Here is a 25,778-nt window from a genome sequence, read left to right on the forward strand (position 1 = left end):
TTGGTTCCTTGTGTTCCGGAATAGGCGCCGGCCGAAAACTCAGGAAAGGAGTTGCACCAAGCGCGTTTGGGGACAGGAGTATTTCTGAGATTTCGCCAAAGGCGAATACGGCAAAGACGGTAAGCAACAAAGCAACGACGATGAGGATTTCCGTTTTTGTCATTCTTAATCAAGTAGCCATCTGGTTGCCGGCGACAATTGGACTTAGGTCCGCTAACCCATCCGCTGCCATGCACGATCATTCTGCGGATTGGCGTTTCGGTTTCACCGAGCAGCGGCTTCGATGGCTTGCGAGGCGGCTTTGTCATGCCCGCAGTTCAGCAGCAACACCTTAAAAAAGCAATTTTCCTAGAGTGATTATTAACTACGTCCTACGCAAATATAATAAGACCGGCGGCTAGCGCATCCCAGCCAGTCCATCCGAGCGGGCGATTGAGTTGCCTGGTAATTTGCAATTGCAGCGCGTTCTCAAACCAACTAGAAAGTTGATGAAGTATAGTGTTGATTCGCAGGGGAAGTTTTTGAAGCAGAGGGCCGTGATATTCTGTTCTGATGTTAATACGATGCGCGAACCTCTGGTCCCGCCGCAGGGCTTGCTGCTTCTGGGAAATTGCCGCAAACGAACTCGGCTCAACATTGACTTGCGAATTTCCGATGACGGCGAATGCCAACGTGGATTGCGTGCGGACATGCAGGCGGCTGACTGCCTTCCACGTCCTCGTCAAGGTTCGAAGTGCGAAGTGAGTGGCAGGTTCCCCGCTTTCGAATAAGAAGGTTGGACGACCTCGCGAATACTGGGTTGGGCAGCGGCCGATCGCGCAGAGCGCATACTTGAAAAGTGTATCTAGAGCTGCGGTGAAGGCGAATGAAGGTTTTCAATGTCTTGCCTCCGGACGCCTGGAAGACGTTGCTGTCGCGCTATTCCCATATTGTGCTGGTGGCAAACAGCGAAGCTGTCGATTTCCAGCGGCTGCGGAGCGAATTGCCGCACACGGCCCTCTACGTCTTCTTCAACAAGGTCTATAAGGTGCTCGACGAGCCCTTCTCCGGCCATTCGGTGTTGGTGGCCCGCAGCGGCGTGATGGGTGCCAATATCGTTCATCGGCGCGAGGTTGCGGATGTCTTGCGCTTCTTTGGCGGCGACGATTTCCTCGGCGTCGTCAATATCCGGATCTCCGTCGAGGAAAATTTCAGCGAGGAGAGCCACTTCGAAGGCGCTAAGGCCCGTCACCTCGATCTGACGCAAATGCTCGCCGATCTCTATCCGATCGGCAAGATCGCGACGAGCGGCTTTGCGGTAGCGTTGTGGCTCGCCGATCTGCAGTTGCCGGGCAAGATCCTGCTTGCCGGCTTTTCGGCGAAGCGGAGCGAGAAGTGGAAGGTGTTCGACGTTCACGATTGGACATTCGAGCAGATTTTCCTGCGTCTCTTTGCGCGAATGGGTTCGATCTCGATGATGGGCGGCGTCGATGCCAGCCCCTATTCGGCGCTTGCCAAACGGTTTCCCGAGGTGCCGCCGATCGAGATCGCGATGGCCGCGGCTGAAGTCTTGTCGGAGCGGCTCGACAATACGAACAGCCAGATCGACAGGCTGATGTCCGTCACTAAATTCATCCGCGCCGTCGATAATTTCTTTCGGCGGTTCAAACCGAAAACCCGCAAGCAGCGCTTTCTCGAAAAGTCGAAGGAATGACTGTCGCAAGCCTCGCTGACGGAGTGGCTGCCGAGAAAGCCGCTTCTAAGTTCAATTCACTGTTTACAATGCTCGAGGTGGAAAATGAAACAACAGAACGTCCGAATATTTGTGGGATTCGATCCCAAGGAAGTGGTCGCCTACCACGTTCTCGTGCAGAGCATCATCGAGAAGTCGTCGATCCCGGTCGAGTTCTCGCCCATTGCGCTCTCCAATCTTGGCAGGATTTTCACCCGCCAGCGCAACGCGCTGCAATCCACGGAGTTCTCCTTCTCGCGTTTCCTGACGCCATATCTCAGTGGTTATGAGGGCTGGAGCATCTTCATGGATTGCGACATGCTGATGCGTGCCGATATTGCTGAGCTTTGGGCATTGCGCGACGAGCGTTACGCCGTCATGTGCGTCAAACACGATTACCGGCCGAAGATCGACACCAAGTTCCTCGGCCAGACGCAGACCAAGTACGAAAAGAAGAACTGGTCGAGCCTCATCCTCTTCAACAATGACGAATGCCGCGCGCTGACGCCGGAATACGTCAATACCGCGACCGGGCTGCAACTGCATCAGTTCAAATGGCTGGAGAATGAAGACCTCATCGGCGAATTACCGGTGACGTGGAATTACCTCGTCAATGAATACGACTACCGCGAAGATGCCAAGAACGTCCATTTTACCGATGGCGGGCCGTATTTCGAGGAATACAAGAACGACGATTACGCTGAAGAGTGGTTCGCCGCTCGGGAACGTATGCTATTTGTACAGCAGCGCTCGTAGGGACGCCTGAAAGGCCGCCAAACCGCTGTTATACTAACCGGAGAGAATTCTCCGGGTAATATCGCTAGCGGCGGTCGGACAATCTCTGCATCAACCAAGCTTTACCGGGCGATTGCCCTGCCAGAGCGGCAAGCCGGCATTCTCGGCGACGTGAGGATCGGCGGTGTAGATGGGGTAACCGAGCCGGACAAGCCTCGCCAACATTTCGGTGTCCATTCGGACATGTTTACGCTCTAGGTTGGCGCTATTGTAGACATGTCCGGTGGAGTTCGGATTTATCCCTGAAAGTATCACCGCCGCCGCGCCGTTGTAGAGCGCAAAAAGCACTGCGATGACGCCGTTTGAACACTTGGTATCGGCGTCGAGCTCAAGATTTAGTTGCCCGCTGACCTGGTGCAATAGAGCGATCCGCTGATAACGATCGATGATGTGGGCCTCTGTGCAGCGGTAGCCGAATTCTTCGAGACCTGCTTGCAATCGCTCGCGGCCATGCCGCCAGGCCAGCACATAAAGGGAGCCGGTGCGCTTCCCGCCGAGAACGCGTCTTGTTTCTACGGCACTTTTATTGGTGCCTTCGATTTCGTTATACCCCATCAACGTAATGTCCGGCGCATCGATGCCCCAGGATTGAAGCGCGAGTTGTGAGGCGTTGACCGAGATGATGCGATAAGTTGAGTCGAGACCTAGCGGTTTGTGAGATGTCGGCGCCGACCCCAGAACCACGACCGGTCCAGCAAAAGGCGCTGTGGTGGTCGGCGGCGTGGGGTTCCGCAACAGATATTTGATCCGGCGTGAGATGAATTTTTTCGCCGCCGCAAATGTCATCAACATCGGGCAATACCACTTTAGAGATCAGGGCGATGTAACATAACGCCATGTAGGGACGCAAGGCGATCGCCTGCGCACAAGATCGGACACAGAAGGGGGGCCGTCCGTGACCGGCCCTTACAGGCGAAAGGCGCATATTACAGGCAACGCTCTGCAAGGTGCGCTGCCCAGAGTCTTTCAAAGCGCTCGGCTTCCGGCATCCATGCGGCGGCGTGGAAGGCGTAGACACGCCCCCGTCCGCCGTGGTCACGGCCTGCTTTCCACGGCGGAAGGAGTGGTTATTCAATGGTTCACGCCCAAGGTCGGGGCGAAGAGCACGACAGGGTAATCCACGTCCGCGCTGCTGTGGCGTCCTAATTGCAGGTCGGTCGGAATGTTGGCATCGCTTCCCGCGAAATCTTGTTTAGCTCGCAAAATTGGCCTATCCGCGGGCAACATTATCAAAACGGGATTTGCTGTCATTGGCGTTGCCGTCAGAATATTCATGGAGGGTGATGAGTTCATGGACGCTTACGCGAACATCCTGCCTGGCGATCCGGCCCCCTGGTTTCACCAGCGATCAATGGCCACGCCCCGTTATGCGTTCGACACCGCTGCGGGGACGATACCTCGTCCTTTGCCTCTTCGGATCGGCCTCGCATGCAGGGAGCAAAGCCGCAATAGCGGCAGCATTTCGAAGATCGGACGTGTTTGATGATGTAAAGGCATCGTTTTTCGGTGTCACGATCGATTCGACCGATGAAACTGAGCAACGCGTTGGCGACCGGTATCCGGGCTACCGATTCTTCCTGGACTTCGACGGCACAATCAGCCGCCTCTATGGCGCGATTCCGATCGACGCCAAGCCCGGAGACCGCGGGGTGCCGGTACGCCAGATCTGGATAGTGATCGATCCGTCCATGCGTGTCCTGAAGGTGCTTCCGTTTGCGGAGGACGGAAGCGATATCGAGGCAGTATTGTCCCTTGTGTCTGCTTTGCCTCCGATCAACCGGATTTCCGGTATCGAACTCCACGCCCCCATCATCATGCTTCCAAACGTATTTGAACCCGAACTTTGCACGAGACTGATAGGTCTCTACGAGCGGAACGGCGGAGAGGAATCAGGTTTTATGCGCGAGGTGGACGGCAAAACCGTCGAGGTCAAAGATCACGGCTACAAACGCCGTAAGGACTACGACATCCAGGAAAGGGACATCATCGCCGAAACGCAGGGCAGGTTCATCCGTAGAATCGTGCCGGAAATCCAGAAGGTCCATCAGTTCACGGTCACCCGGATGGAGCGATATATTGTCGCCTGCTATGCGGCCGAGGACAAAGCGCATTTCCGCCCCCATCGGGATAACACGACTAAAGGGACTGCACACCGCCGGTTTGCCGTCTCAGTGAACCTGAACGATGATTTCGATGGCGGAGAAGTAAGTTTTCCCGAGTACGGCAGTAGGAGCTTCAAGGCCCCGGCCGGAGGGGCAGTGATCTTCTCGTGCTCTTTGCTTCATGCCGTTTCAATGGTCACGCTAGGACGCCGCTATGCGTTCCTACCGTTTCTGTACGATGATGCGGCCGCAAAGATACGTGAGGCCAACAACGCCTTCCTTGCTGAAGGCGTTGGTAGCTATACGGCGGATAATCAGACACCTGCGCTTCCCAGATCGAAGTGATGCTCGCCCGAGACTTCGCGTCGGTGTCGTAGCGATCGACGCGGCGCAGTTCAAGCGGGCAGCGTCGGGGCAGCTGAACGGCGAAGCACCGGTGCGAAAATTCTTAGTTGATGGCGATGGCAGCGAACTCTTCCACCCCGGCACCCGGGCGGCGACCGGTAGATGACGGCACCTTGCTGACCTGACTTGGAGATCGATGTTGGAGCGGATTACCAAAAGTCTTACGAGCGCAAGCATTTTTCTGGCGGGATATTTCCTGCTGAATATCGTGCTTCGCATCGCCCTGCCCCATACGCTCGATCTCGACGAGGCGGAGCAATCCTTCTATTCACAATATCTGCTTGCCGGCTACGGCCCGCAGCCGCCCTTCTACAACTGGCTGCAATATGCCATCGTTTCGGTGACCGGCATATCGATGTGGGCGCTTTCGGTACCCAAGAACATCATTCTCTTCGGCTGCTATCTTTTCTATGGACTGGCTGCCCGCGAGGTGCTGAAGAACCGTCTGCTCGCACCCGTCGCTATGCTGAGCCTGATTACCCTGCCACAGGTCGGCCTGATGGCGCAGCGCGAACTGACCCATACTGTCGCGCTGCTGTTTGCGACCTCGCTCTTTCTCTTCGGTTTTTTCCGCACGCTGCGCCAGCCGACGATCGCAAGCTATCTCGTCATCGGCATCGCCACCGGCATCGGCCTTATTTCCAAATATAACTTCGCGATCCTGCCGTTTGCCGCCTTCATCGCCGTGTTGCCGGACAGGAAGTGGCGCAGCCGTCTGTTGGACTGGCGTCTGCTGCCGGCGATCGCAATCGCCATCCTGATCATTCTGCCGCACGCGCTCTGGCTGCCCGATAACTTCGCCCGCGCTTCGCTGCCGACCCTGAAGCGGATGACCGCCGAGCATGAGGCAGCCGCCGGCTTCCCCCGCATCGGACAGGGGCTGTTGTCCCTCGTCATCGCCGTCCTCGGCTTCGTCGCACTGCCCATCGTTCTCTTCGCAGCAGCCTTCCGACGGGATTTCTTCCGTGCGCTTTCCGCGTCCAGTCCGATGATACGGGTCATCGAGCGAATGATGATCGTGAGCCTGCTCGCCTTCGTCGGTGTCGTCATCGTCGCCGGCGCGAGTGATATCCACGAGCGCTGGCTCGACCCGTGCCTGCTCGTCATGCTGATCTATCTGTTCCTGAAGCTCGAAACCGCCGGCGTCGATCTTTCCGCCGGCCTTGCGCGCTTCCGGCCCGTGATACCGGTCTTCATGACCGTCATCCTGGCGATCCTTCTGCTCAGGATCGTCGGCATGCAATATACCGGCGTTTACACGAGAACGAACGTGCCCTTCGCGAATTTCGTTGACGAGCTGACCGCGACCCGCAAGCCGGTTCTCATCGTAGCGGAAACCAAGTTCGTGGCCGGCAACATGAAGCTGGAATTCCCTGACGTTCCCGTCGTGATCCCCTTCTTTCCAGGTTCCGGGGTTCCCGAATATGTGACTGCCAAGGGGCCGGTGCTCGTAATCTGGCGCGGCGAGACCGCCGATGACCCAACAATTTCCCCGAATTTCGCGAACGGTCTCGTGAGATCGGGCATTCACCTGCAGGAGTTGAACACGCTGACCTTGCCCTATCTCTTTAGTGGCGGCAAACGCAGCTTCTCCATTGGTTACTCCTGGGTCGAAGGCGGCGCGAAATAGCGTTACGGCAGGTCAGCCGATTGAGGGGAAAGCCTACGGAGACAACGTCTGCATTCATCCCGCGTAAGAATATCTAGTGTCTTTAACTTTTGGAGCCGCGATCCTGCGGTCCTTGATACCCCTTTTGTAGAGATGTTCCGCCGGCGCCAACGCGAGTACGATCTTCGCGCATGGCGGAGATGGGGCATTGCGTCAGGGTTATCGCGTTTCGCAGAAGAAATCGGTGCTGCTCACGGCGCCGGGTTTGGTCATCGGCGCGGTTGCGTTTGGTGCGGCCGGAGGCTGGACCGCTAGCGACATGCTGGCCTCATGGAACGCTTCTGGCGGCTCCGGTCTATCGTGCAGGATCAAGGGCAACGTCTCCATCGAGACGGGCGAGCGCATCTTCCACGTGCCGGGGCAGAAATACTACGCACAGACGAAGATCAGCCCCCAGTATGGCGAACGGTGGTTCTGCTCAGAATTCCAAGCTTGGGCGGCCGGCTGGCGGAAATCGAAATCGTGATGTTTCGGCTTAGGGCGACGGCAGCAAAGAGAAGGCTCCACGCGCGCGATCATTGGTGTGTAGCATGTCCCGCCGGCCGATAGCTATGAAGCGCGCTGGCGGCCCCGTGGGAGGCAAGGCGGAGCATCAGCGCCCGGTGGACAGGTTCCAATATTCACAGAGCAGATCGAGGCATTCGCGGAGATCACGGGCGGCTTTCACTGGCCGGATCCCACCTAAATCCGTTCCATGTATATTCTGCCATCAGCAGAAAAAATAAAAACCTGTAGAACGCATACTTCTCGCTCTCAGTCTCTTTGCTGCGAAATAAGCCGTACCTGACGGACAAGCCGAGGACGCAAAGGATGCCCCAGCCGATAAACAAAATCAGCACACTCCCTGAGATACAAGAGCCTACAGCGATAAATGCGACCAAGATCGCCCGGTATATCGTCAGCTGTTTTTCGGGGATCTTCATTGAAATTATTTCACCTAAAACTTCCTTGAAAGCTAGCAGACAGATAGCAGGTCAGCTCCCTATAGAACAGACTCAATTTGCGAATGGATAAGCAAGCTGAAGCCGCAAGGATCGATGCGGATCGGAGGACGGAGTTCATTTCGATGACACGGGCATGGGGGAAGGATCGCACAACTCCGAAGGTTAAAAAGGGACGTACGGCGGGGGTTGGGGCAAGCCGGCATGTCGCATGGAGCTACCGTCAGCAAATGACAACCGTTGTAAACATTGAGAAATCTGTCGCAGCCGATGCATCATGAAAACGGCAGCAAGAAGCAGAGGGGAAAGCCGTAAGTCTTTGTTCTGCTGGGAAAAATTTGGCTGGGGAACCTGGATTCGAACCAAGATCGACGGAGTCAGAGTCCGCTGTTCTACCATTGAACTATTCCCCAGCAAGCGAACCGGCGGGCGGTTCGGCTGGTGTGCGGCGCTTATAAACAAAAGCCCGGCGATTGCAAATACCTGTTTTGAAAAAAATCGGCCTTCTCAGGCCAGGGGCGAAACTCTTCCGCAAAGCCCTCTGTCAAAAAAGAATTTGGTGATTTTGGCGGGCGCTGATATTCTTGCGGCAACGCAAAATCGAATGAGCGCCTGCTGCATATCCCAGGGACTTGCGCGGCGCGGTGGAAAACAACGTGGAAGACCCCGAAGGCGGCGCGAAGCCGCAATTTGACGGGGCGATGGCGGCAGGGCGCAGGGACGGCAAGAAGTCCAGGCGTCGCAAGGGCAAGCGCGGCGGGCAAACCCGCAGCGCAGCTCAAGCCGCTCCGCATGAGCTCTCCGGCAGTGCCGGGCAGCCGGCGCGCCCCATGGACGATGCGGCTGGACATCCGGCTCGCAAGCGAAAGCGCCGCCGTCGCGGCGGTCAAGGTGTTTCGCAGGACGGTTCGCTTCAAGCCCAGGCGATCGAACAGACAGGCGCGGCAGCCAGTGCCGCCCGGTCCGATGGCGAACAGGCATCGGGCCGGCGCAACCGCCGCAAGCATCGCGGCAAGCGCGGGCTGCAGGGCCGGCCGCTGTCGTCGGCAAAGCCTTCCCATGTCCCGCTGCAGGAAATCCGGGTCGAAGAGACGGCGCGCAGTGCCGTCATGCGCGAGATGCAGAACGGCGCGGCCGCCGGCCGCAAAGGTCGCCAGGAGAGCAACGGTCACCATGGGGATCGCCAGGCTGGCGAGCACGCATGGCCGGAAGAACTCTATGCCGCGCTCGATCTCGGCACCAATAATTGCCGCCTGCTCATTGCCCAGCCGACACGGCCGGGCCAGTTCCGCGTCGTCGATGCCTTTTCCCGCATCGTACGCCTCGGCGAGGGTCTTGCCGCCAGCGGCCGTCTCTCTGACGAGGCGATGGAAAGGGCGATCGAGGCGCTGAGGATCTGCGCCGGCAAGCTCAGGAACCGGGAGATCCGCCGCATGCGGTTGATCGCCACCGAAGCCTGCCGTCAGGCGGTCAATGGTGCGGAATTCCTCGGACGCGTCGTTGCCGAAACCGGCCTCCAGCTTGAGATCATCGACCGGGAAACCGAGGCGCGGCTTGCGGTCTCCGGCTGCTCCTCGCTTGTCGGCCGCGAGACCCGTTCCGTCGTCCTCTTCGATATTGGCGGCGGCTCATCGGAGATCGCCGTCATCCGTATCGGCGATAGTCGCTTCAGCCGGCTCGCCAATCACATCACCCACTGGACCTCGCTGCCGGTCGGCGTTGTGACGCTGTCGGAACGTCACGGCGGGCGCGACGTCACGCCGGAACTATTCGAAGGCATGGTGCGCGAGGTCGAAGCCATGCTCGGATGCTTCGATTGCCCGGAGATCGAGATCGCTGAGACCGGCGATTTTCACCTCATCGGCACGTCGGGCACGGTGACGACGCTTGCCGGCGTCCATCTCGACCTGCCGCGTTATGACCGGCGCAAGGTCGATGGCATCTGGCTCTCGGATGACGAGGTTTCCGCCATGCAGGCAAAGCTCCTCTCCTGGGATTTCGAAAGCCGCGCCGCCAATCCCTGCATCGGGCCGGACCGGGCCGATCTGGTGCTGGCTGGCTGCGCCATCCTCGAGGCGATCCGCCGCCGCTGGCCGAGCCCGCGCATGCGCGTTGCCGATCGCGGCTTGAGGGAAGGCCTGCTCACCGACATGATGGCCGACGACGGCGTGTGGCGGCGAAACCGCAACCGCCGCGGCCAGCGGGCGAAATAAGGGGAAGGGCATGACAAAGGCACCGATCGCGGGAAACCGCACCGGCCGCAAGCTCGGTCAGCGCGTCAAGAACAAGAAGATGAAGGCATCCTCCCGCCAATGGCTGCAGCGCCACATCAACGATCCCTATGTGCAGCGCGCCCAGCTCGAAGGCTATCGCGCCCGCGCCGCCTTCAAGCTCCTCGAGATCGACGAGAAATACCACATCCTGCGCGGCGCCAGGCGCATCATCGACCTGGGGGCGGCTCCCGGCAGCTGGTCGCAGATCGCCGCCAAGGTCACCGGTTCGACGGATGAGGACGTGCGTGTGGCCGCGATCGATTTCCTCGAAATGGCCCAGCTTCCCGGCGTCAAGATCCTGCAGCTCGATTTCCTCGATCCCAGTGCGCCGGAAAAGCTGATGGAGGCTGTCGGCGGCACGCCCGATCTCGTCATTTCCGATATGGCCGCGCCGACCACGGGCCACCATCGCACCGATCACCTGCGCACCATGCATTTGTGCGAAGTCGCGGCCCATTTCGCCATCGAGGTGCTGGGGGAGGGCGGGCATTTCCTCACCAAGACCTTCCAGGGCGGTACCGAGCGTGACCTGCTTGCCATGCTGAAGCAGAACTTCCGCCAGGTCGTCCATGTCAAGCCGAACTCGTCACGCGCCGAATCGGTCGAGATGTTCCTGCTGGCCAAGGGCTTCAAAGGCCGCAAGGCGGAAGCTGAATAGCAAGCTTGATTCGGGCCACTCTTATCAGATGATGGCGGTCCCAATTGGATCCGGATGGTCTCAGCCGGCCAAGTCTTGTGGGACACAGGACTGCCCTAGCAGCACCTCAGCCGTGTCTTTCTGCCGATCAACTTGATCCGTGCGTCGCATCGTTGATCATTGTGGAAATTGGGTTAAGGCGATTCGGAATTCTGTTGTCTGAATACCGCATTGAATAAGGTTATGGATTGCGCCCCGGCTTGACAGCCGGCATCACGATCCGTAGCGAGGCAGCACCGATACGATCAGGCCGGTAAAATGAAATATTTCAAGCAACTCATGATAGAACTGCTTTATCCCGAAAATGGAGCTGCAAGTGCACACGACCGAAACAACGGCATTGCGGTTTTTCTCTTTGCAATCGTTCCAGGACTTTCGCCGAACTTTAACTCCTTCATCCTCCTCGCGTCGATGCTGTGGGGCGCCTACTCGCTGGCGACAGGCCGCCTTGCCTTGAACCTGTCGAGATCCGACTGGCTGGTTGCCGTTGGGATGTCGATATACCCGTTGGTGATGATCGCGAGCATATTCATCAATCCGCCTTACTCCGAAGAATTGCACTGGATACTCCGGCTGCTGCCCTTCTTTTCGATCTGGCTGGTATTGCCGCGGATGCGCCAATCTCCCGATGGCCGTCTCGTGCCGCTCTTCATCCTCGGCGCTGGGATCGGCATGATCGTTACTTTTCTGCTCAGTCTCCTGCAGATCGCGTTTCTTATGGACCGGGCGGAGGGCGGGACTACGAACGCTGCACTGCTCGGGATCATAGGCATTCTCTTCGGCGGCATTGCGCTCCTCAACCTTCAATCACCCAAAAGCATGGAGCAAAGGATTGCGATTTTGGGATATGCCGCGGGTCTCGGCTGCGTTCTGCTGTCGGGAACGCGCTCGGCCTGGCTGGTCATTCCCGTCCATCTCATCATCTTTGTCTGGTATTTTCGCAAACATAGCTTCCATCTGAGCCTGCGCAGCCTCGGCATCATAGGCTCCCTACTATTGGTGGGCCTTATTGCCTTAGGCAGCGGCCCGGTCTTTCATCGCATCGAAGCGCTGCGAGGGGATCTGCCATCGCTGGAACGCACCAACGGTGAGATCACCTCGCTCAGTGCGCGGTTCGCTTTGTACAAAGGTGCACTATCGGCAATCAGCAAGGACCCGTTGACTGGTTACGGCCCGCAAAACCGCATGGCTTCGGTTCTGGCGGAGTTGCCTGACAACATAAGGCCACAACTGTCTTTCACACATGTCCACAACGGTTTTCTGACCGCGGGAATCGACGCCGGCGTTTTCGGCATCGCGGCGCTTTCGCTGATGCTGCTCACACCGGTGATCGGCGCGTGGAGAAAAGAAGCCGGGCCGGGCCGCGATCTGGCGATTGCGCTCGCTCTTCTGCTCTTCAGCAGCTACGTCATAACCGGCAGCTTTGGCATCATGTTCAACCAGAAGGCTCTGGACCCTATCTTCGCCTATATGGTCGCACTTATCTGCACGGATCGAGGCAGCATACGCTTTGCGCCCGTTGTTTCGAGCTGACGTCTTGCATATTGGAAGGCGGCTGGCCAAGGCCTTCAAAGGCCGCAAGGCCGCAAGGCCGCAAGGCGGAAGCTGACGCAGAGCAAGCTTGATCTCGGGGCGATCCCGGCCGATGATGATCCCATGCTTCTTTACGTCACCCTCGGAACCAACGACCTCGACCGCGCAGGGCATTTTTACGATGCCGTTCTGCCGGTGCTCGGCTATCGTCGCCAGCATTTTTCGCAGGAGGAGATCGGCTATTCCGCGCCAGGCGATACGCGCTGCCGCTTCTGGGTGGTGACGCCCTTCAATCGCCGCCGGGCGACATCAGGCAATGGCGCCATGGTCGCATTCGCAGCCGAGACGCGGGCAGCCGTCGATGCATTCCATGCGGCGGCTATTGCGGCAGGCGCCGCCAATGAAGGCGGGCCGGGTCTGCGCTCCTACCATGCCCATTTCTATGCCGCCTATGTCCGCGATCTCGACGGCAACAAACTCTCTGCCGTCTGCGAGAGCCCTGAATAGGAAGCTCATTTCACTGCTTGCTGCTCGGCCTCGATCGCAGATGCCGCCACGCGTCTCGAGCGATGGCCGGAAACGAGCGCGCCAGCGTTGCGATCCATGCGGATGAAGGGAATGGTCGCAATCACCGTCAGTCCGGCAATGATATAGAAAGCCAGGTGGAAATCGGCCACATCAAGCGCCTCGCCCCTGATATAGATCGAGGTCTCCAATATTGCGGCCGCCACCGCGACGCCAAGCGCCAAGCTGACCTGCTGCATGACGGAGCTCATCGATGTCGCCTGGCTGGCTTCGGCATCGTTGATATCGGCGAAGGCAAGCGCATTGACGCCGGTGAACATGAAGGAGCGGGAGAAGCCGCCGAGAAGCAGCACGCCGATAATGACGAGATGCGGCGTTGCCGGCGTGAAGAGGCCGGTGACGATGGTCACGAGCGTCGTCACCATGGCGGCGCCGATCAGCGTCGTGCGAAAGCCGGTGGCGGCGAAAACGCGCTTGGCCATGAACTTTGTGGTGATCGCACCGATCGCTCCGGCAAAGGTGATGAGACCGGATTGGAACGGCGTCAGCCCGAAGCCGAGCTGCAGCATCAGCGGTGTCAGGAACGGCATGGCGCCGACGCAGATTCGAAAGAGATTGCCGCCCATGGTCGAAGCCCGGAACGTCGGATTTTTGAACAGATTGAGGTTGAGGATCGGCGCCGGGTGGCGCTTCGCATGGCTGATGTAGAGGACGCCGCAGCCAAGGCCGACTAAGGTCGCGGTGATGCCGATGATCGGCGGCAGGGCCGGCAGGCTGACCACCGACAGGCCGAAGACGACGCCGGCGGCTGAAAGCGAGGTCAGCACGAAGCCCGTGAAATCGAGCTTCGGCGGCGCCATTGCTTCCACCTCCGGCAGGAAGATCGTTGCAAGCCAGATGCCGATGATGCCCACCGGCACGTTGATCAGGAAGATCCAGTGCCAGCTGAAATAGGTGGTGATGAAGCCGCCGAGCGGCGGGCCGGTGAGCGGGCCGACAAGGGCGGGAATGGTGAGCAGCGCCATGGCGGAGACAAGGTCGCTGCGCTGCGTGGTGCGCACCAGGACGAGACGGCCGACCGGCGTCATCATCGCGCCGCCCATGCCCTGCAGGAACCGGGCGAAAACGAATTCGACGAGATTGGAGGAGACGGCGCAGAAGATCGAGCCAATGACGAAGACCGAGATGGCAAGGCGGAAGATCTTCTTGGCGCCGAACCTGTCGGCCATCCAGCCGCTGACCGGGATGAACACCGCCAGCGCCACCATGTAGGAGGTCAGCGCCAGCTTCAGCGTGATCGGCCCGACATTGAGATCCTTGGCGATTGCCGGGAGCGCCGTCGAAATCACGGTGGAGTCCATCTGCTCCATGAAGAGAGCGACGGCAAGGATCAGCGGGACGATGCGGTTCATAGGCGGGAGCCTTGATAGGCTGCGGATCGGAGCAGGAAAGGCACTTGCTGTGTAGACTGAGTTCCAGGGCCTGCCAATCCTTCAATCCGCTTCGATCGTACGTTTGGTTCACGTCTGCGTGAGATGGCTTGCACGAAAACCTTCCCTATCAAGATTGGCAGATGTTCCGGACAGAAAATCCGGGCAGACACATCGTCGGGGCAGCGCGGCGGCACACTGCGCATCAAAGGGGAGTGGATATGGCAATCTCAACGCATATAAAGCGGCGCACGCTTTTTGTCGCAAGCCTAGGACTGTTGGCGGCGCCGATGATTTTAAGAGAGAAGGCCGAAGCGGCCGTGACTGGAGAAAGCAGCACTATGGATGCAGCGCCTTTGCCCGAAATCGATCAATTCAAGCTTGGTTCCTACAAGGTTACCGTCGTGCGCGACGGCATCAACATCTCCGAAAAGCCCCATGAAACCTTCGGCACCAATCAGGACCCCGAAACGGTCAAGGCATTGCTGACCGCAAACTTCCTGCCGGCAGATAAATTTCTCAACGGATATTCGCCTGCCCTCATCGATACCGGCTCGGATGTCATTCTTGTCGATACCGGCTTCGGTGCAGCCGGGCGGGTGCGCGGCGCCGGCCGCCTTGCCGAAGGCTTGAAAGCCGCAGGATATTCAACAGACGACGTCACCGTCGTGGCGCTCACCCACCTGCACGGCGATCATATTGGCGGCCTGACGGAAAATGCCGCAGCTGCCTTCAAGAATGCCCGCTATGTCATCGGCCAGGCGGAATATGACTTTTGGTCGAACAAATCACGCGAAGGTACGCCCGCCGAAGGCGGCCACAAAGCCGTGCTCGCCAACGTGACGCCGCTCGTCGAAAAAGCCACCTTCATCAAAGACGGTGACAGCGTTGCGCCCGGCATGACAGCGATGCTGGCAGCCGGTCACAGCCCGGGCCACATGGTGTTCCATGTTGAATCCGAGGGTAAACGCCTGGTGCTGACCGGCGATACGGCCAACCATTATATTCTGTCGCTGCTGCGCCCGGATTGGGAAGTGCGCTTCGATATGGACAAGGCACAGGCGGCAGCCAGCCGCCGCAAGGTTTTCGACATGATCGCCACCGAGAAGATCGCCTTCCTCGGCTACCACATGCCTTTCCCGGCGGTCGGTTTCGCCGAGAAGCAGGATGGCGGCTATCGTTTCGTGCCGAAGACCTATCAGTTCGACATCTGATCCAGGGCGGTTCAGCTTTCACCGAAGGAGGAACCGCTCGATCCCTTTGTTTGGCGCGATTTCCGGCAAACCTGCTTCGCGATTTAGCTGGGAATTGCTCTCCATGCATGGCACCCATGACGAGCCCGGCCGATGTACCGGGCTTTTTGCTATTTCCTTCCTGTCGTAGACGTGTTACCAGCCCTCGCCAACTTCCAAGCAACTCATGCACACCGCCGGGGCGGACGATTCGTTTCCGGGGCCGGTTGCATTTTCTTAAACGAAGGAATTTGGCCATGGCACGCATCATTGAAACGGCAACCGGCGCGGACGCGCTTACCTTCGACGACGTGCTGCTGCAGCCGGGGCACTCCGAGGTCATGCCCGGCCAGACGAACATCGCCACCCGCATCGCCCGCGACTTCGATCTCAACATCCCGATCCTCTCTTCAGCCATGGATACCGTCACCGAAAGCCGGCTGGCGATTGCCATGGCGCAGGCCGGCGGCCTCGGCGTCATCCACCGCAACCTGACGCCGATCGAGCAGGCCGAAGAGGTCCGCCAGGTGAAGAAGTTCGAAAGCGGCATGGTGGTCAATCCCGTCACCATCGGCCCGGAAGCGAAGCTTGCCGAAGCGCTCTCCCTGATGAAATCGCATGGCATCTCCGGCATCCCGGTCGTCGAGAAGTCCGGCCGCCTCGTCGGCATCCTCACCAACCGCGACGTCCGCTTCGCCTCGGATCCGGAGCAGAAGATCCATGAACTGATGACCAAGGACAATCTGGTCACCGTCAAGGAGAGCGTCGATCAGCAGGAGGCCAAGCGCCTGCTGCATTCGCATCGCATCGAGAAGCTGCTGGTCGTCGACGCCGAAGGCCGCTGCGTCGGCCTCATCACCGTCAAGGATATCGAGAAGTCGCAGCTGAACCCGAACGCCTCCAAGGATGCGCAGGGCCGGCTTCGCGCCGCCGCCGCCATCAGCGTCGGCGACGACGGCTTCGAGCGCGCCGAACGGCTGATCGAGGCCGGCGTCGACCTCCTGGTCGTCGATACCGCCCATGGCCATTCGCAGCGCGTCCTCGATGCTGTGACCCGCGTCAAGAAGCTTTCCAACTCGGTCAGGATCATGGCCGGCAACGTCGCAACCTATGACGGCACCAGGGCGCTGATCGATGCCGGTGCGGACGCCGTCAAGGTTGGCATCGGCCCCGGTTCGATCTGCACGACGCGCATTGTCGCCGGCGTCGGCGTTCCCCAACTCGCCGCCATTATGTCGGCCGTCCAGGCCGCCCAGGATCAGGATGTGCCCGTTATCGCCGATGGCGGCATCAAATTCTCCGGAGACCTTGCCAAGGCAATCGCCGCCGGCGCCTCCGCCGTCATGATCGGCTCGCTGCTCGCCGGCACCGATGAGAGCCCGGGCGAGGTCTATCTTTACCAGGGCCGTTCCTTCAAGGCCTATCGCGGCATGGGCTCCGTCGGCGCCATGGCCCGTGGCTCGGCCGACCGTTATTTCCAGGCTGAGGTGCGCGACACGCTGAAGCTCGTCCCGGAGGGCATCGAGGGTCAGGTGCCCTACAAGGGACCGGTCTCGGCCGTCGTCCACCAGCTCGCCGGCGGTCTCAAGGCCGCCATGGGTTATGTCGGCGGCAAGGACCTGAAGGATTTCCAAGAGCGCGCCACCTTCGTGCGCATCTCCGGCGCCGGCCTTCGCGAAAGCCACGCCCATGACGTGACGATCACCCGCGAGAGCCCGAACTATCCGGGCGCCGGCCTCTGATCATGAAGGCGGGCAGCGCAATTCCCCTCTGGGTGGTCGCGCTGCTCGCAGTCCTCTGCCTTGCCGTGCTCGCCTGCACGACCTTCGGCTTCGTCGTGCCTTTCAAGCACGAAACCGGGCAGGCGGTACTCGACACCTATTTCGCCGGTTACGACGAATCGGCCGTCTTCCACATGCAGAAGCTGCTCGATGAAAACGAGACGGCGGCCAAATTGCTCAGCGCCATGTATTTCGGGCCGGAGCTGATGTTTCCGGCATTGCTCACGGCGCTGCTGTTCCTTGTCTTCGTGAGGCTCGGCCCCGTCGGCTCGTGGTTCGGCCGGTCACTTCATCCGCTCATAGCCAAGGCGATCTATCTGCTGCCTTTCATCTACGGCATCTCGGACTACGGCGAGAACATTTCCAGCCTGATTGCTTTCGGCAACGGCGCGTCTGCAGGTCCTGCAATGCACGTGCTGCCGTGGATGACGCGGTTGAAATTCGCAAGCCTCGCTATCTGCTTCATCGTCGCCGCTCGGCTTGCCGTCGCCCGTTGGCTGTCGACAGGCCAGGACTGAAGCGGCATCAGCTCCTTCGCCGCCAAACCGGATTTGACAGTCTCGCCATCATGAAATCGGAAAGGACCTCGACCTTCGCTGGCCGGTTGCGAGCAGAAGGTGTGACGAAATACACTGCGCCTGTTGGCAGCGTCCAGCCGGGAAGGATCGGCTTCAGCCGGCCGTCTATGAGATAGTCATGTGCGAGAAACTCGGGTAGCTCGATGATCCCGAGGCCGCGTAGCGCCATTGGCACCAAAGCTTGCGAATTGGTTGCCTTGAGAGAGCCACTTGGTACGATGACCTCCTCCTTACCTTCACTGTTGCGCAGGCGCCAGACATCCTGCCGCGCCCTGTAGGAGTATCCGAGGCAATGATGAGCCGCTAGTTCGCTCGGATGTTCCGGCACGCCGTACCGATCGAGATATGCGGGTGCAGCGAGAATGAAGCGATCCACCGGCGTCAGCCTGCGCGCGACCAATGACGAATCCGGCAGCACCGCGATTCTGAGCGCCGCATCAAAGCCTTCTCCTACGATATCGACGACGGCATCGCTCATGTGCAGGTCGATCGAAATCTCCGGAAAGAGCTCGAAAAACTCAGGCAGGACCGGCGCCAGCCAGCGTGTCCCGAAGGCCATCGGTGCGGCAAGCCTGATGAGCCCCTTCGGCCGGGTGGCAATCTCCCTGGCAGTGTCCTCTGCCATCTCGGCTTCCGCATAGATTCGTGCGGCGCTGTCGACCAGTCGCAGGCCGAATTCAGTCAACGCGAGCTGCCGAGAGGTGCGGTTAAAGAGCCTTGCCCCCAGCCTGTGCTCAAGACGGCTCACGGCGCGCGAAACGGTCGGCACTGACACGCCGAGCGTCTGTGCAGCCCGAAGGAAAGAACGCTCTTCGGCGACCTTCGCAAACATCGCCAGACCCTCGAAATCGGGAAACTTGTTCATTTCATTTCTGAAACAATAGCTTTCAATTCTTTCTATTCCGAAAGAATGCCCCCCGTCCATATCTCAGCTTCAGTCGAACCAAAGGAGACGACAAATGACACAACGATTGAATGCGAAGATTGCGGTTATCACCGGCGCCACGTCTGGCATTGGCCTTGCAACGGCCAGGCGCTTCGTCGCTGAGGGCGCACGGGTTTTCATCACGGGCCGTCGCAAGGACGTTCTCGATGCGGCAGTCGCTGAGATCGGCGGCGGGGTTGTGGGAATTCAGGCTGACTCAGCCAATCCAGCCGACCTCGATCGCCTCTATGAACGGGTGAAGGCAGAAGCTGGGAAAGTCGACGTGCTCTTCGTCAACGCGGGTGGTGGCTCCATGTTGCCCCTCGGCGAAATTACCGAAGAGCAGTATGACGACACGTTCGATCGGAATGTGAAGGGAGTTCTCTTTACGGTCCAGAAGGCCTTGCCACTGCTTTCGACAGGATCATCGATCATCCTGACGGGATCGACAGCAGGCTCGACCGGGACACCCGCCTTCAGCGTTTACGCTGCATCGAAAGCCGCTCTGCGCAGTTTTGCGCGCAACTGGATCCTCGACTTGAAGGATCGCGGGATTCGGGTCAACACGCTTAGCCCTGGTCCGACGGAAACGACCGGACTGGTCGAATTGGCAGGTAAGGACCCAGTGCAACAGCAGGGCCTGCTTGACGCCCTGGCGGCCCAGGTGCCAATGGGCAGGGTCGGCCGTGCCGAGGAAGTTGCCGCTGCCGCACTCTTCCTCGCTTCGGAGGATTCCAGCTTCGTCACCGGTGCCGAACTCTTCGTCGATGGCGGCAGCGCCCAGGTGTGAAGACGATATCGGGTTTGCGGATGCCGGCGGCGAGCCGCTGGCACCCGCTTATCCTTTCCGCTAATGCTGCCAATGACATACGAAAGCGGAAAGGAAGTGGCGATCATGACCGGCTATGAAATCTTCTGGCCACTCCTTGCCCATGTGGCCCTGGTCTATGGTCTCTACGGGCTTCTTGGCTTGAGGCGAAAGAAAATGGTCCGAGCCGGAAAAGTCGCTCGGTCGGATTACCGAGAAAATCGCGGCGAGCCGGTCGAAAGCCTCGTTGTGAAGAACGCTCTCGCCAACCAGTTCGAACTGCCGGTGCTCTTCTATGCCTGCAGCATTCTCCTTTATATCACGCAGGCCGACAACATCTTCACCGTCAGTCTTGCGTGGATCTTCGTCGCGCTGCGTTATGCTCACGCCGCCGTTCACGTCACCAGCAATGAAATGCGCTATCGCAGTCCTCTTTTTGCGGCAGGCTACCTTGTGCTCGCTGTCCTGTGGGTCTGGCTCGCTGTGTGGATGGCGATGGACTGACTTGCGTCGATCGCACCTGACCGAACGCGCGCCTGTACCAAGGTAGGTCCGCCGCTTATCCCTGTTCTCACACAACCTTTCGAAGTCTTTTCAATCCCCGTCAATTAGCGCGATATGCTGCGAGGGCTTGATTTCACAGGCTTTTGCCGGTCGTTAGAATGTGAACTTTTCCATTTACCGCTGATGAAGGCCTGCAATGTCATATCCGCTCGATGGGGTGGTGGCAGATAGCTCCTCCGCGAAACAATAAGAATGGGAGCGACATGGGCGCGGAAAGCATGGATCGCATCGGCTTGCGCAGGCAGCCGAAGCAGGAGCGCAGCATCCAGAGGCTGGATCTTATCCTCGCCGCCGCCGCCAAGATCATCGCCAAAAAGGGCGTCAGCGCCATGCGGATGACGGAACTCGCGATCGCCGCCAAGGTACCGATCGGCTCGGTTTACCAGTATTTTCCCGAGAAGGCGGCGATCGTAAAAGCCCTGTTCGACCAGCACGCTTCGGCGATCCAGGCGAAGACGGCGGCGATGTTCAGCGATGTGCAGTCACTCGATCAGGCCCTCGATCGCGTCTGCGCCACCATCGACTGGTATTACGAATCTTATCGCGACGATCCCGTCTATCGCGGCGTCTGGATGGGAACCGAAACCGATCAGGATCTGCTTCGGCTGAACATCGAGCATAGCGGTCGCGTCGCCGGTATCTTTCATGACGCCGTAAGCAGGTTGGCTCCCGACCTTTGCGACGAGGAAATGTTCGCGCGCACTTACCTTTTCAGCCACCTGATCGGCGCCGTCGTCCGGCTTGCCGCTGTCAGCGAAGAGACCATAGCGCGGTGCATGCTCGGCGAGTGGAAGCGCGTCATCCGCGCCTCCCTTTTTGCAGCCAGCGCCGCCTGAGCCTTTCTACCAGCTCGGCACCATGTTGGCGGCCTTCGGCCGCGGGTAAAGCCGCGCCTGAGCCGATTTGACATCCGCGTCCAGACCGTCGTCGACGACAGCCGGCGTGATGTTGTCGAGGCAGGCAGTGATATGCGCCGTAATCGCGTTCATCAGCGACAGCGAGACGCCTGGCCGCTTCATGATGCCGATCTGCACCGGCGGCAGCGCCGGGAAACCGTCGGCCTGGCTTAGCACCTTCATGCCCGTCCGCAGCGCCGATTCCGGCATGACCGAGACCGCCATGCCGGCCAGCACCGCCGCGGCGACGACGGTGCAGGACCAGCTGGTGAACAGGATCTGGTGCTCGCGGCCTACGGCATCGAGAGCCGAGCAGGCGAGCTGGCGCCATTGGCAGTCGCGGCGGCCGACGGCAAGCGGCACCGGCGCGTCGTCGCGGATCGGATGGTTTGCCGAGCCGACCCAGCAGAGCGGCTCGGTTCTCACCACATCGGACATGCGCTCGCGCGGATTGTGGGTGACGAGCGCGATGTCGAGCTCACCCTTGTGCATGCGCTCGGCGAGATCCACCGAGGGCTCGCAGACGATGTAGAGCTCGACGTTCGGATGGGTCTTGGCAAAGCGGCCGATGATTTCAGGCATATAGCGGTCGGCATAATCATCCGGCGTACCGATGCGCAGCGTCCCCTCCAGCCTGTTGTCGTCGAAGGCGGCGATCGCCTCATTGTTGAGGCGGATGATGCGGCGGGCGTAATTGAGCAGTTTTTCCCCCTCGACCGTCAGCCGGTTACCGCGGCCGTCCTTGATGAACAGCTGCTTGCCGATGCGCTCTTCGAGACGGCGCATCTGCATGGAGACGGCGGATTGGGTCTTGTAGACCCTGTCGGCGGCCTTGGTGAAGCTGCCGGAATCGACGATGGCGATGAAAGTCTGCAACTGGTCGAGATCAAGAGGCGCGGACATGGGTTCACCTATAAAGATAGCTGATGATAATCATTAGAAACATTCGTTGGACTGATCAATAGGTCTTTGGCATCTTCGAGATGCAAATCAAGCAAAGTGTAGGACAGACACCCTGCCTGTCCTAGAGCGCCGCGCGTCTTTTCAGACGCGCAAAAGGACGCTGTAGCATTTTGAGTGGCTGCATAATTTTATCCTTAAATCAATTCCGATTTAAGGAATTAAGCAGTGCCGAATCCAGCCTGCTCCCTTCCGCACGACCTCGCGGCAGGGGTGGGTTGTTGCGTGCCCCGAAAGAAAGGAGAGTTCGATGCACACGACAGACCGGACACTAGAACTCGACTGCGGTAGGCTTACCCCGACGTTTTACCAGCGTCTGGCGGCAGGCCTTGCGCCGTTGACCTTCCTCTTTCGCGTGTTCCGCAATCGCATGGAGATCAACGCGCTGCATGATCTGAACGACGCGCAGCTGAGGGACATCGGCCTCACCCGGGCCGACCTGACCTCGGCGTTCCTGGCCTCGACTTTTTTTGAGGACCCGTCGGAACATCTGACGCGCTCGGCGCGTAATCGTTGGCGCCTGCAGTTCTTCCGCTCCTCCGACGAGTAGGAGCGCGAGTTTCCCCGCAGGGTGATAGCCAATAGCCCTGCCGCTTGACCCGGTGATCGGCTTTCCCAGCCATCGCCGGGTCTTTTTATGCGTGCCGGATGTCGCCTGGACGCGACGCGCGTTAGGTCTCTGACGAAGGCTTCGGCCGGTAGGTTTCGAAGATCGCCTCCAGATTCCTCTGATAGCTCTTCTGCACCTCCAGCCCGCTGTCGAACATGGCGTTCAGCATGTCGGCATAGCTCTCGGCATTGAGTTTTTGCTCTTCCTTCGGCGCTGCCTGCGTCTTCGCTGCCGGCTTTTGGGCCGCCGGCTGCTGGCTGAGGCCGGCCATCATCTCCTGGAAAGCCTTGGCGAAGGGATTGTCGAGGAAGGGGTTGGGTTGAGGCGCCGGTTCGGGCTTCGGTGCCGAAAACATCGTCTGCATCGCTTGCGTGAACGGGTTGTCGAAGATGCTGGCTTCAGGAGCAGTCTTTGGCTTCGGTGCGAAGCCCGTGCTTTCCAGCCATTTCTGGATGGTCTCGCCCATCGCCGTGTTGACGAAGGGATTGACGGGCGCGGCCATCTGACCGGTCGTTTGCTTGAAGAGCCCGCCCATCAGCGTATCTGCCAGCACCGGCAGCATCTGTTTGTAGATTTCCTGCCCGATCCCGGTCATCTGGGCGGCCTGGGCTGCGATCGCCCGCGAAACCTCTTTGGAGCCGAAGAGCTGGGCGAGGATACTGTTGCCGTCGGAAATGCCCTCAGGCGTGAAAGCCCGGCTCATATCTTCGAAATAACGTGCGTAATTGCCGGAGGCGACGGCCTGCATCAATCCGACGAAATCGTAAGGATTGCTGGTGCTGCGCTTCAGGCCGGCGGAAAAGGCCGGCATCAGCGCGGCCATGGCCTTCGTTGCCTGCTCCTGAGCCAAGTTGAATTGACGGGCGACCGCTTCCATCGCTGCGCCGTTCTGCGCCTGCATCATCATGTCGAAGAGTGGCAGCATGGAGGTCCCTTTCCCCGAGTCGTGACGCGTGTAACGCCACTATATCCGGAAAAGGTAATGTGCAAACGGCTTTTTGCCATAAGAACTTAAAGCCGTTCCGGCAAAGGCGCGGAGCGAGGTATCCAAGCTGGAGAGTGCCGGTGCGGCAAACCTAATACTGGTAGTCCTCGAAGACCGGCTCGACGGAAAGCTGCCAGCGGCCGTGATAGAGCGACAGCAGATCCTCGGCGAGCGTCGCCTTCTTGGCGAGCACTTCGTCGAGCGGCGCCAGGAAGATGCTCTCGTCCTGCCCTTCGCCGTTGAGCTTGCCGCGGGCTTTGAGGCCGGCCCTCGATATGCCCAACACCTCGCGTGCCGTCTCGAGAAGCGAGTGCCCGCGAAATTCAGCCTGCAGCCCTTCGGCCGGAACGGCGTTGCGCAGGGCGCTGACCTCGGCAAAGCTCCAATCCTTGGTCAGCTGGTCGGCTGCCTCGAGGGCTGCATCTTCATAGAGCAGGCCGACCCAGAAGGCCGGCAGTGCACAGATGCGCCGCCACGGGCCGCCGTCGGCACCGCGCATTTCGAGAAAACGCTTCAGCCGCACGTCGGGGAAGAGCGTCGAAAGATGGTTCGTCCAGTCGCCCATCGTCGGCTCCGGATCGGCGACCTCGCCCTTCAAGGCGCCGTTCATGAACTGGCGGAAGGTGACGTGCGTGCAGTCGTGATAGCGCCCGTTGCGGACGATGAAATACATCGGTATGTCGAGCGCCCATTCGGCGTAGTCGCGGAAACCGAAGTCGTCGCGGAAGGTGAAGTCGAGCAGGCCGGCGCGTCGGTTGTCGACATCGCGCCAGATATCGCCACGCCAGGAAAGCAAACCGTTCGGCTTGCCTTCGGTGAAGGGCGAGGAGGCAAACAGCGCAGTCGCCAGCGATTGCAGCTTCATCGAGACACGCATCTTCTTGCGCATGTCGTCTTCCGAGGAGAAATCGAGATTCACCTGGATCGTGCAGGTGCGATACATCATGTCGAGACCCTTGGTGCCGACCTTCGGCATATAGCGGGTCATGATCTCGTAGCGCGATTTCGGCATCTGCGGAGTCTCGGCATAGGTCCATTTCGGACTGCCGCCGATGCCGAGGAAACGGATGCCCATTGGTTCGGCGATCTCGCGCAGCGTCGCCAGGTGCTGGTTCGATTCCTTGCAGGTCTGATGGATCGTTTCCAGCGGCGCGCCGGAGAGTTCGAACTGGCCGCCGGGTTCGATCGAGATCGCGCCCATGCCGTTCTGTTCGGCAAGGCCGATGATGTTGCCGCCGTCCACGATCGGCTCCCAGCCGCTCTTTTTCTGCAGGCCGGTGAGCAGGGCAGAAATGCTCTCATCGCCAAAATAGGGAACCGGGCTGTTGTCGGCGCGGAAGAAGGCGAACTTCTCATGTTCGGTGCCGATCCGGAAGCGCTCCCGCGGCTTGTTGCCCGCGGCGATGTAATCGGTCAGATCCTGAACCGAAGAGAGCGGCGTCTGGTCGGTAGTGTCGCGGGCCATGCGGGGTACCTGTATTCAAGAAGGCGCCCAGGGGGGCGGGCAGTTGGAAGGTGATTAGGACCCAAGCCACGTTTGTTGCAAGTGAAATTCTTTCAACGACGCATCAAAAAAACAGCAGTGATTTCCGCGTCAACCGTTTTCCCGGTCACGTCCAGTCGCCGATCGCCGCCTGGACCACCGCCAGCGCCGCAACGGCCGCCGTATCTGCCCTGAGGATGCGCGGCCCGAGCGGAATGGCGGTGACGAAATCGAGGCTTCGAAGCCGCGCCCGCTCTTCTTCCGAAAAGCCGCCTTCCGGCCCGACGAGCAGAGCGAGATGCCTTTCCTGGATGGCTGCCAGCACCGGCAGCGGGTTTTGCCCGGCATCGCCCTCGTCGCAATAGATGATGCGCCGCTCGCTCGGCCAATGGTCGAGCAGATCGAAAAGTCTCACTGGTTCCGCCACATCAGGGATGCCGAGAACGCCGCATTGCTCCGCCGCCTCGACGACATTGGCACGCAGTTTGTCGAGATTGGTGATTTTGCCCTGCACGTGCTGGGTCATGACGGGCTGCAGCAAGCCGGCGCCCATTTCGACAGCCTTCTGCACGAGATAATCCATGCGGCCGACTTTGAGCGGCGCGAAGAGATAATGCAGGTCGCAAGGCGCCGGCTGTGGCCGCGTCTGCTCGATCGCCGTCAGCTGGATGCGTTTGCGCGTGGGGAAGGAGAGGGAGGCCTTCCACTCGCCGTCCCGGCCGTTGAAGAGCAGGATCTCCGCAGCGTTCTCCATTCTCAGCACATTGGCGAGATAGTTGAACTGATCGGCATTCGCCTCCACGACGGCGCCGCTGGAAAGGGGCGCGTCGACGAAAAGCCGTTGCATGCGGAAATTGGCGCGCATTCGAAAAACC

At 59.6% G+C, this 25,778-nt stretch carries 25 protein-coding genes and 1 tRNA gene; 17 read left to right on the forward strand and 9 right to left on the reverse strand.

From position 1 onward, the window contains the following. The first annotated feature begins 865 nt into the window (after positions 1 to 865). Together NXC14_RS04040 and NXC14_RS04045 are read left to right on the forward strand one after the other, a co-directional pair. Complete coding sequence (locus tag NXC14_RS04040; RefSeq protein ID WP_085777061.1) at positions 866 to 1,693, forward strand: 3-deoxy-manno-octulosonate cytidylyltransferase; 828 nt, start codon at positions 866 to 868, stop codon at positions 1,691 to 1,693. A gap of 84 nt (positions 1,694 to 1,777) precedes the next feature. Then, entirely contained in the window at positions 1,778 to 2,467 is a 690-nt protein-coding gene (locus tag NXC14_RS04045; protein WP_085777062.1) for a glycosyltransferase, read from the forward strand. Positions 2,468 to 2,557: 90 nt separating this feature from the next. On the opposite strand, the gene NXC14_RS04050 is transcribed toward NXC14_RS04045, so the two are convergent. Next, on the reverse strand, positions 2,558 to 3,298 hold the full coding sequence (locus NXC14_RS04050) for a membrane-anchored protein (protein WP_085777063.1): 741 nt from the start codon (positions 3,296 to 3,298) through the stop codon (positions 2,558 to 2,560). A 370-nt stretch (positions 3,299 to 3,668) separates the two neighbouring features. Here NXC14_RS04050 and NXC14_RS33270 point away from each other — a divergent pair, with 370 nt between their 5' ends. From NXC14_RS33270 to NXC14_RS04065, 4 genes are all read left to right on the forward strand, one after another. Next, on the forward strand, positions 3,669 to 3,989 hold the full coding sequence (locus NXC14_RS33270; RefSeq protein ID WP_245362173.1) for a hypothetical protein: 321 nt from the start codon (positions 3,669 to 3,671) through the stop codon (positions 3,987 to 3,989). Continuing rightward, positions 3,982 to 4,953, forward strand: coding sequence for a 2OG-Fe(II) oxygenase (locus NXC14_RS04055; protein WP_348630255.1), 972 nt, complete (start codon positions 3,982 to 3,984; stop codon positions 4,951 to 4,953). Before NXC14_RS33270 ends, NXC14_RS04055 begins: the two co-directional genes overlap by 8 nt. Before the next feature lie 196 nt (positions 4,954 to 5,149). Further along, a complete protein-coding gene (locus NXC14_RS04060; RefSeq protein ID WP_085777064.1) occupies positions 5,150 to 6,643 on the forward strand; it encodes a glycosyltransferase family 39 protein in 1,494 nt (497 codons plus the stop codon). 187 nt (positions 6,644 to 6,830) lie between these two features. Continuing rightward, complete coding sequence (locus NXC14_RS04065) at positions 6,831 to 7,148, forward strand: succinoglycan biosynthesis protein exoi (protein ID WP_085777065.1); 318 nt, start codon at positions 6,831 to 6,833, stop codon at positions 7,146 to 7,148. A 184-nt stretch (positions 7,149 to 7,332) separates the two neighbouring features. Here NXC14_RS04065 and NXC14_RS04070 read toward each other — a convergent pair whose 3' ends face one another. Continuing rightward, positions 7,333 to 7,605, reverse strand: coding sequence for a hypothetical protein (locus tag NXC14_RS04070; RefSeq protein ID WP_085777066.1), 273 nt, complete (start codon positions 7,603 to 7,605; stop codon positions 7,333 to 7,335). A gap of 357 nt (positions 7,606 to 7,962) precedes the next feature. Beyond that, a tRNA-Gln gene (locus NXC14_RS04075) sits at positions 7,963 to 8,036 on the reverse strand. A 243-nt stretch (positions 8,037 to 8,279) separates the two neighbouring features. Between NXC14_RS04075 and NXC14_RS04080 the strand changes: the two genes are divergently transcribed. From NXC14_RS04080 to NXC14_RS04095, 4 genes are all read left to right on the forward strand, one after another. Then, the gene (locus NXC14_RS04080) at positions 8,280 to 9,836 is read left to right on the forward strand and encodes a Ppx/GppA phosphatase family protein (RefSeq protein ID WP_085779970.1); all 1,557 of its coding nucleotides are present in this window, start codon (positions 8,280 to 8,282) and stop codon (positions 9,834 to 9,836) included. Positions 9,837 to 9,846: 10 nt separating this feature from the next. Then, positions 9,847 to 10,554, forward strand: coding sequence for an RlmE family RNA methyltransferase (locus tag NXC14_RS04085; protein ID WP_085777067.1), 708 nt, complete (start codon positions 9,847 to 9,849; stop codon positions 10,552 to 10,554). A gap of 297 nt (positions 10,555 to 10,851) precedes the next feature. Beyond that, positions 10,852 to 12,126: an O-antigen ligase family protein gene (locus NXC14_RS04090; RefSeq protein WP_085777068.1), complete on the forward strand. Its 1,275-nt coding sequence runs from the start codon at positions 10,852 to 10,854 to the stop codon at positions 12,124 to 12,126. A gap of 123 nt (positions 12,127 to 12,249) precedes the next feature. Next, entirely contained in the window at positions 12,250 to 12,633 is a 384-nt protein-coding gene (locus NXC14_RS04095; protein ID WP_085777069.1) for a VOC family protein, read from the forward strand. A 5-nt stretch (positions 12,634 to 12,638) separates the two neighbouring features. On the opposite strand, the gene NXC14_RS04100 is transcribed toward NXC14_RS04095, so the two are convergent. After that, positions 12,639 to 14,063: a DHA2 family efflux MFS transporter permease subunit gene (locus NXC14_RS04100; protein WP_085777070.1), complete on the reverse strand. Its 1,425-nt coding sequence runs from the start codon at positions 14,061 to 14,063 to the stop codon at positions 12,639 to 12,641. Between the two features lie 239 nt (positions 14,064 to 14,302). Here NXC14_RS04100 and NXC14_RS04105 point away from each other — a divergent pair, with 239 nt between their 5' ends. The 3 genes from NXC14_RS04105 (at position 14,303) to NXC14_RS04115 (ending at position 17,612) form a co-directional block, all read left to right on the forward strand. After that, entirely contained in the window at positions 14,303 to 15,295 is a 993-nt protein-coding gene (locus tag NXC14_RS04105; protein ID WP_085777071.1) for an MBL fold metallo-hydrolase, read from the forward strand. A gap of 275 nt (positions 15,296 to 15,570) precedes the next feature. After that, on the forward strand, positions 15,571 to 17,055 hold the full coding sequence (gene guaB, locus NXC14_RS04110) for an IMP dehydrogenase (protein ID WP_085777072.1): 1,485 nt from the start codon (positions 15,571 to 15,573) through the stop codon (positions 17,053 to 17,055). A gap of 2 nt (positions 17,056 to 17,057) precedes the next feature. After that, positions 17,058 to 17,612, forward strand: coding sequence for a hypothetical protein (locus tag NXC14_RS04115; protein ID WP_085777073.1), 555 nt, complete (start codon positions 17,058 to 17,060; stop codon positions 17,610 to 17,612). Between the two features lie 7 nt (positions 17,613 to 17,619). Here the strand turns inward: NXC14_RS04115 and NXC14_RS04120 are convergent, their stop codons facing one another. Further along, complete coding sequence (locus NXC14_RS04120) at positions 17,620 to 18,537, reverse strand: LysR family transcriptional regulator (RefSeq protein WP_085777074.1); 918 nt, start codon at positions 18,535 to 18,537, stop codon at positions 17,620 to 17,622. A 94-nt stretch (positions 18,538 to 18,631) separates the two neighbouring features. Here NXC14_RS04120 and NXC14_RS04125 point away from each other — a divergent pair, with 94 nt between their 5' ends. The 3 genes from NXC14_RS04125 (at position 18,632) to NXC14_RS04135 (ending at position 20,805) form a co-directional block, all read left to right on the forward strand. Then, positions 18,632 to 19,387 (forward strand): SDR family oxidoreductase, encoded by a 756-nt coding sequence (locus tag NXC14_RS04125; protein WP_085777075.1) that lies wholly within the window; start codon positions 18,632 to 18,634, stop codon positions 19,385 to 19,387. A gap of 105 nt (positions 19,388 to 19,492) precedes the next feature. Beyond that, complete coding sequence (locus NXC14_RS04130; protein ID WP_085779971.1) at positions 19,493 to 19,909, forward strand: MAPEG family protein; 417 nt, start codon at positions 19,493 to 19,495, stop codon at positions 19,907 to 19,909. A 263-nt stretch (positions 19,910 to 20,172) separates the two neighbouring features. After that, positions 20,173 to 20,805: a TetR family transcriptional regulator gene (locus NXC14_RS04135; RefSeq protein ID WP_085777076.1), complete on the forward strand. Its 633-nt coding sequence runs from the start codon at positions 20,173 to 20,175 to the stop codon at positions 20,803 to 20,805. 6 nt (positions 20,806 to 20,811) lie between these two features. Here the strand turns inward: NXC14_RS04135 and NXC14_RS04140 are convergent, their stop codons facing one another. After that, a complete protein-coding gene (locus NXC14_RS04140; protein WP_085777077.1) occupies positions 20,812 to 21,768 on the reverse strand; it encodes a LysR substrate-binding domain-containing protein in 957 nt (318 codons plus the stop codon). 307 nt (positions 21,769 to 22,075) lie between these two features. On the opposite strand from NXC14_RS04140, the gene NXC14_RS04145 reads away from it, so the two are divergent. Beyond that, entirely contained in the window at positions 22,076 to 22,375 is a 300-nt protein-coding gene (locus NXC14_RS04145) for a DUF1127 domain-containing protein (protein ID WP_085777078.1), read from the forward strand. Between the two features lie 121 nt (positions 22,376 to 22,496). Here NXC14_RS04145 and NXC14_RS04150 read toward each other — a convergent pair whose 3' ends face one another. The 3 genes from NXC14_RS04150 to NXC14_RS04160 form a co-directional block, all read right to left on the reverse strand. Then, positions 22,497 to 23,360 (reverse strand): DUF937 domain-containing protein, encoded by an 864-nt coding sequence (locus tag NXC14_RS04150; RefSeq protein ID WP_085777079.1) that lies wholly within the window; start codon positions 23,358 to 23,360, stop codon positions 22,497 to 22,499. Between the two features lie 151 nt (positions 23,361 to 23,511). Then, the gene (locus NXC14_RS04155) at positions 23,512 to 24,885 is read right to left on the reverse strand and encodes a glutamate--cysteine ligase (protein ID WP_085777080.1); all 1,374 of its coding nucleotides are present in this window, start codon (positions 24,883 to 24,885) and stop codon (positions 23,512 to 23,514) included. Between the two features lie 145 nt (positions 24,886 to 25,030). After that, entirely contained in the window at positions 25,031 to 25,768 is a 738-nt protein-coding gene (locus NXC14_RS04160; protein ID WP_085777081.1) for a 16S rRNA (uracil(1498)-N(3))-methyltransferase, read from the reverse strand. Positions 25,769 to 25,778 lie beyond the last annotated feature (10 nt).

Source organism: Rhizobium sp. NXC14 (assembly GCF_002117485.1).
Lineage (GTDB): Bacteria > Pseudomonadota > Alphaproteobacteria > Rhizobiales > Rhizobiaceae > Rhizobium.

Coding starts and splice junctions, on each gene's coding strand:
- NXC14_RS04125 (WP_085777075.1), top strand. CDS start 18,632: ATGACACAACGATTGAATGCGAAGATTGCGGTTATCACCGGCGCCACG.
- NXC14_RS04130 (WP_085779971.1), top strand. CDS start 19,493: ATGACCGGCTATGAAATCTTCTGGCCACTCCTTGCCCATGTGGCCCTG.
- NXC14_RS04050 (WP_085777063.1), bottom strand. CDS start 3,298: ATGTTGATGACATTTGCGGCGGCGAAAAAATTCATCTCACGCCGGATC.
- NXC14_RS04115 (WP_085777073.1), top strand. CDS start 17,058: ATGAAGGCGGGCAGCGCAATTCCCCTCTGGGTGGTCGCGCTGCTCGCA.
- NXC14_RS04140 (WP_085777077.1), bottom strand. CDS start 21,768: ATGTCCGCGCCTCTTGATCTCGACCAGTTGCAGACTTTCATCGCCATC.
- NXC14_RS04135 (WP_085777076.1), top strand. CDS start 20,173: ATGGGCGCGGAAAGCATGGATCGCATCGGCTTGCGCAGGCAGCCGAAG.
- NXC14_RS04120 (WP_085777074.1), bottom strand. CDS start 18,537: ATGAACAAGTTTCCCGATTTCGAGGGTCTGGCGATGTTTGCGAAGGTC.
- NXC14_RS04145 (WP_085777078.1), top strand. CDS start 22,076: ATGCACACGACAGACCGGACACTAGAACTCGACTGCGGTAGGCTTACC.
- NXC14_RS33270 (WP_245362173.1), top strand. CDS start 3,669: ATGTTGGCATCGCTTCCCGCGAAATCTTGTTTAGCTCGCAAAATTGGC.
- NXC14_RS04160 (WP_085777081.1), bottom strand. CDS start 25,768: ATGCGCGCCAATTTCCGCATGCAACGGCTTTTCGTCGACGCGCCCCTT.
- NXC14_RS04045 (WP_085777062.1), top strand. CDS start 1,778: ATGAAACAACAGAACGTCCGAATATTTGTGGGATTCGATCCCAAGGAA.
- NXC14_RS04060 (WP_085777064.1), top strand. CDS start 5,150: ATGTTGGAGCGGATTACCAAAAGTCTTACGAGCGCAAGCATTTTTCTG.
- NXC14_RS04085 (WP_085777067.1), top strand. CDS start 9,847: ATGACAAAGGCACCGATCGCGGGAAACCGCACCGGCCGCAAGCTCGGT.
- NXC14_RS04095 (WP_085777069.1), top strand. CDS start 12,250: ATGCTTCTTTACGTCACCCTCGGAACCAACGACCTCGACCGCGCAGGG.
- NXC14_RS04090 (WP_085777068.1), top strand. CDS start 10,852: ATGAAATATTTCAAGCAACTCATGATAGAACTGCTTTATCCCGAAAAT.
- NXC14_RS04040 (WP_085777061.1), top strand. CDS start 866: ATGAAGGTTTTCAATGTCTTGCCTCCGGACGCCTGGAAGACGTTGCTG.
- NXC14_RS04105 (WP_085777071.1), top strand. CDS start 14,303: ATGGCAATCTCAACGCATATAAAGCGGCGCACGCTTTTTGTCGCAAGC.
- guaB (WP_085777072.1), top strand. CDS start 15,571: ATGGCACGCATCATTGAAACGGCAACCGGCGCGGACGCGCTTACCTTC.
- NXC14_RS04155 (WP_085777080.1), bottom strand. CDS start 24,885: ATGGCCCGCGACACTACCGACCAGACGCCGCTCTCTTCGGTTCAGGAT.
- NXC14_RS04070 (WP_085777066.1), bottom strand. CDS start 7,605: ATGAAGATCCCCGAAAAACAGCTGACGATATACCGGGCGATCTTGGTC.
- NXC14_RS04150 (WP_085777079.1), bottom strand. CDS start 23,360: ATGCTGCCACTCTTCGACATGATGATGCAGGCGCAGAACGGCGCAGCG.
- NXC14_RS04100 (WP_085777070.1), bottom strand. CDS start 14,063: ATGAACCGCATCGTCCCGCTGATCCTTGCCGTCGCTCTCTTCATGGAG.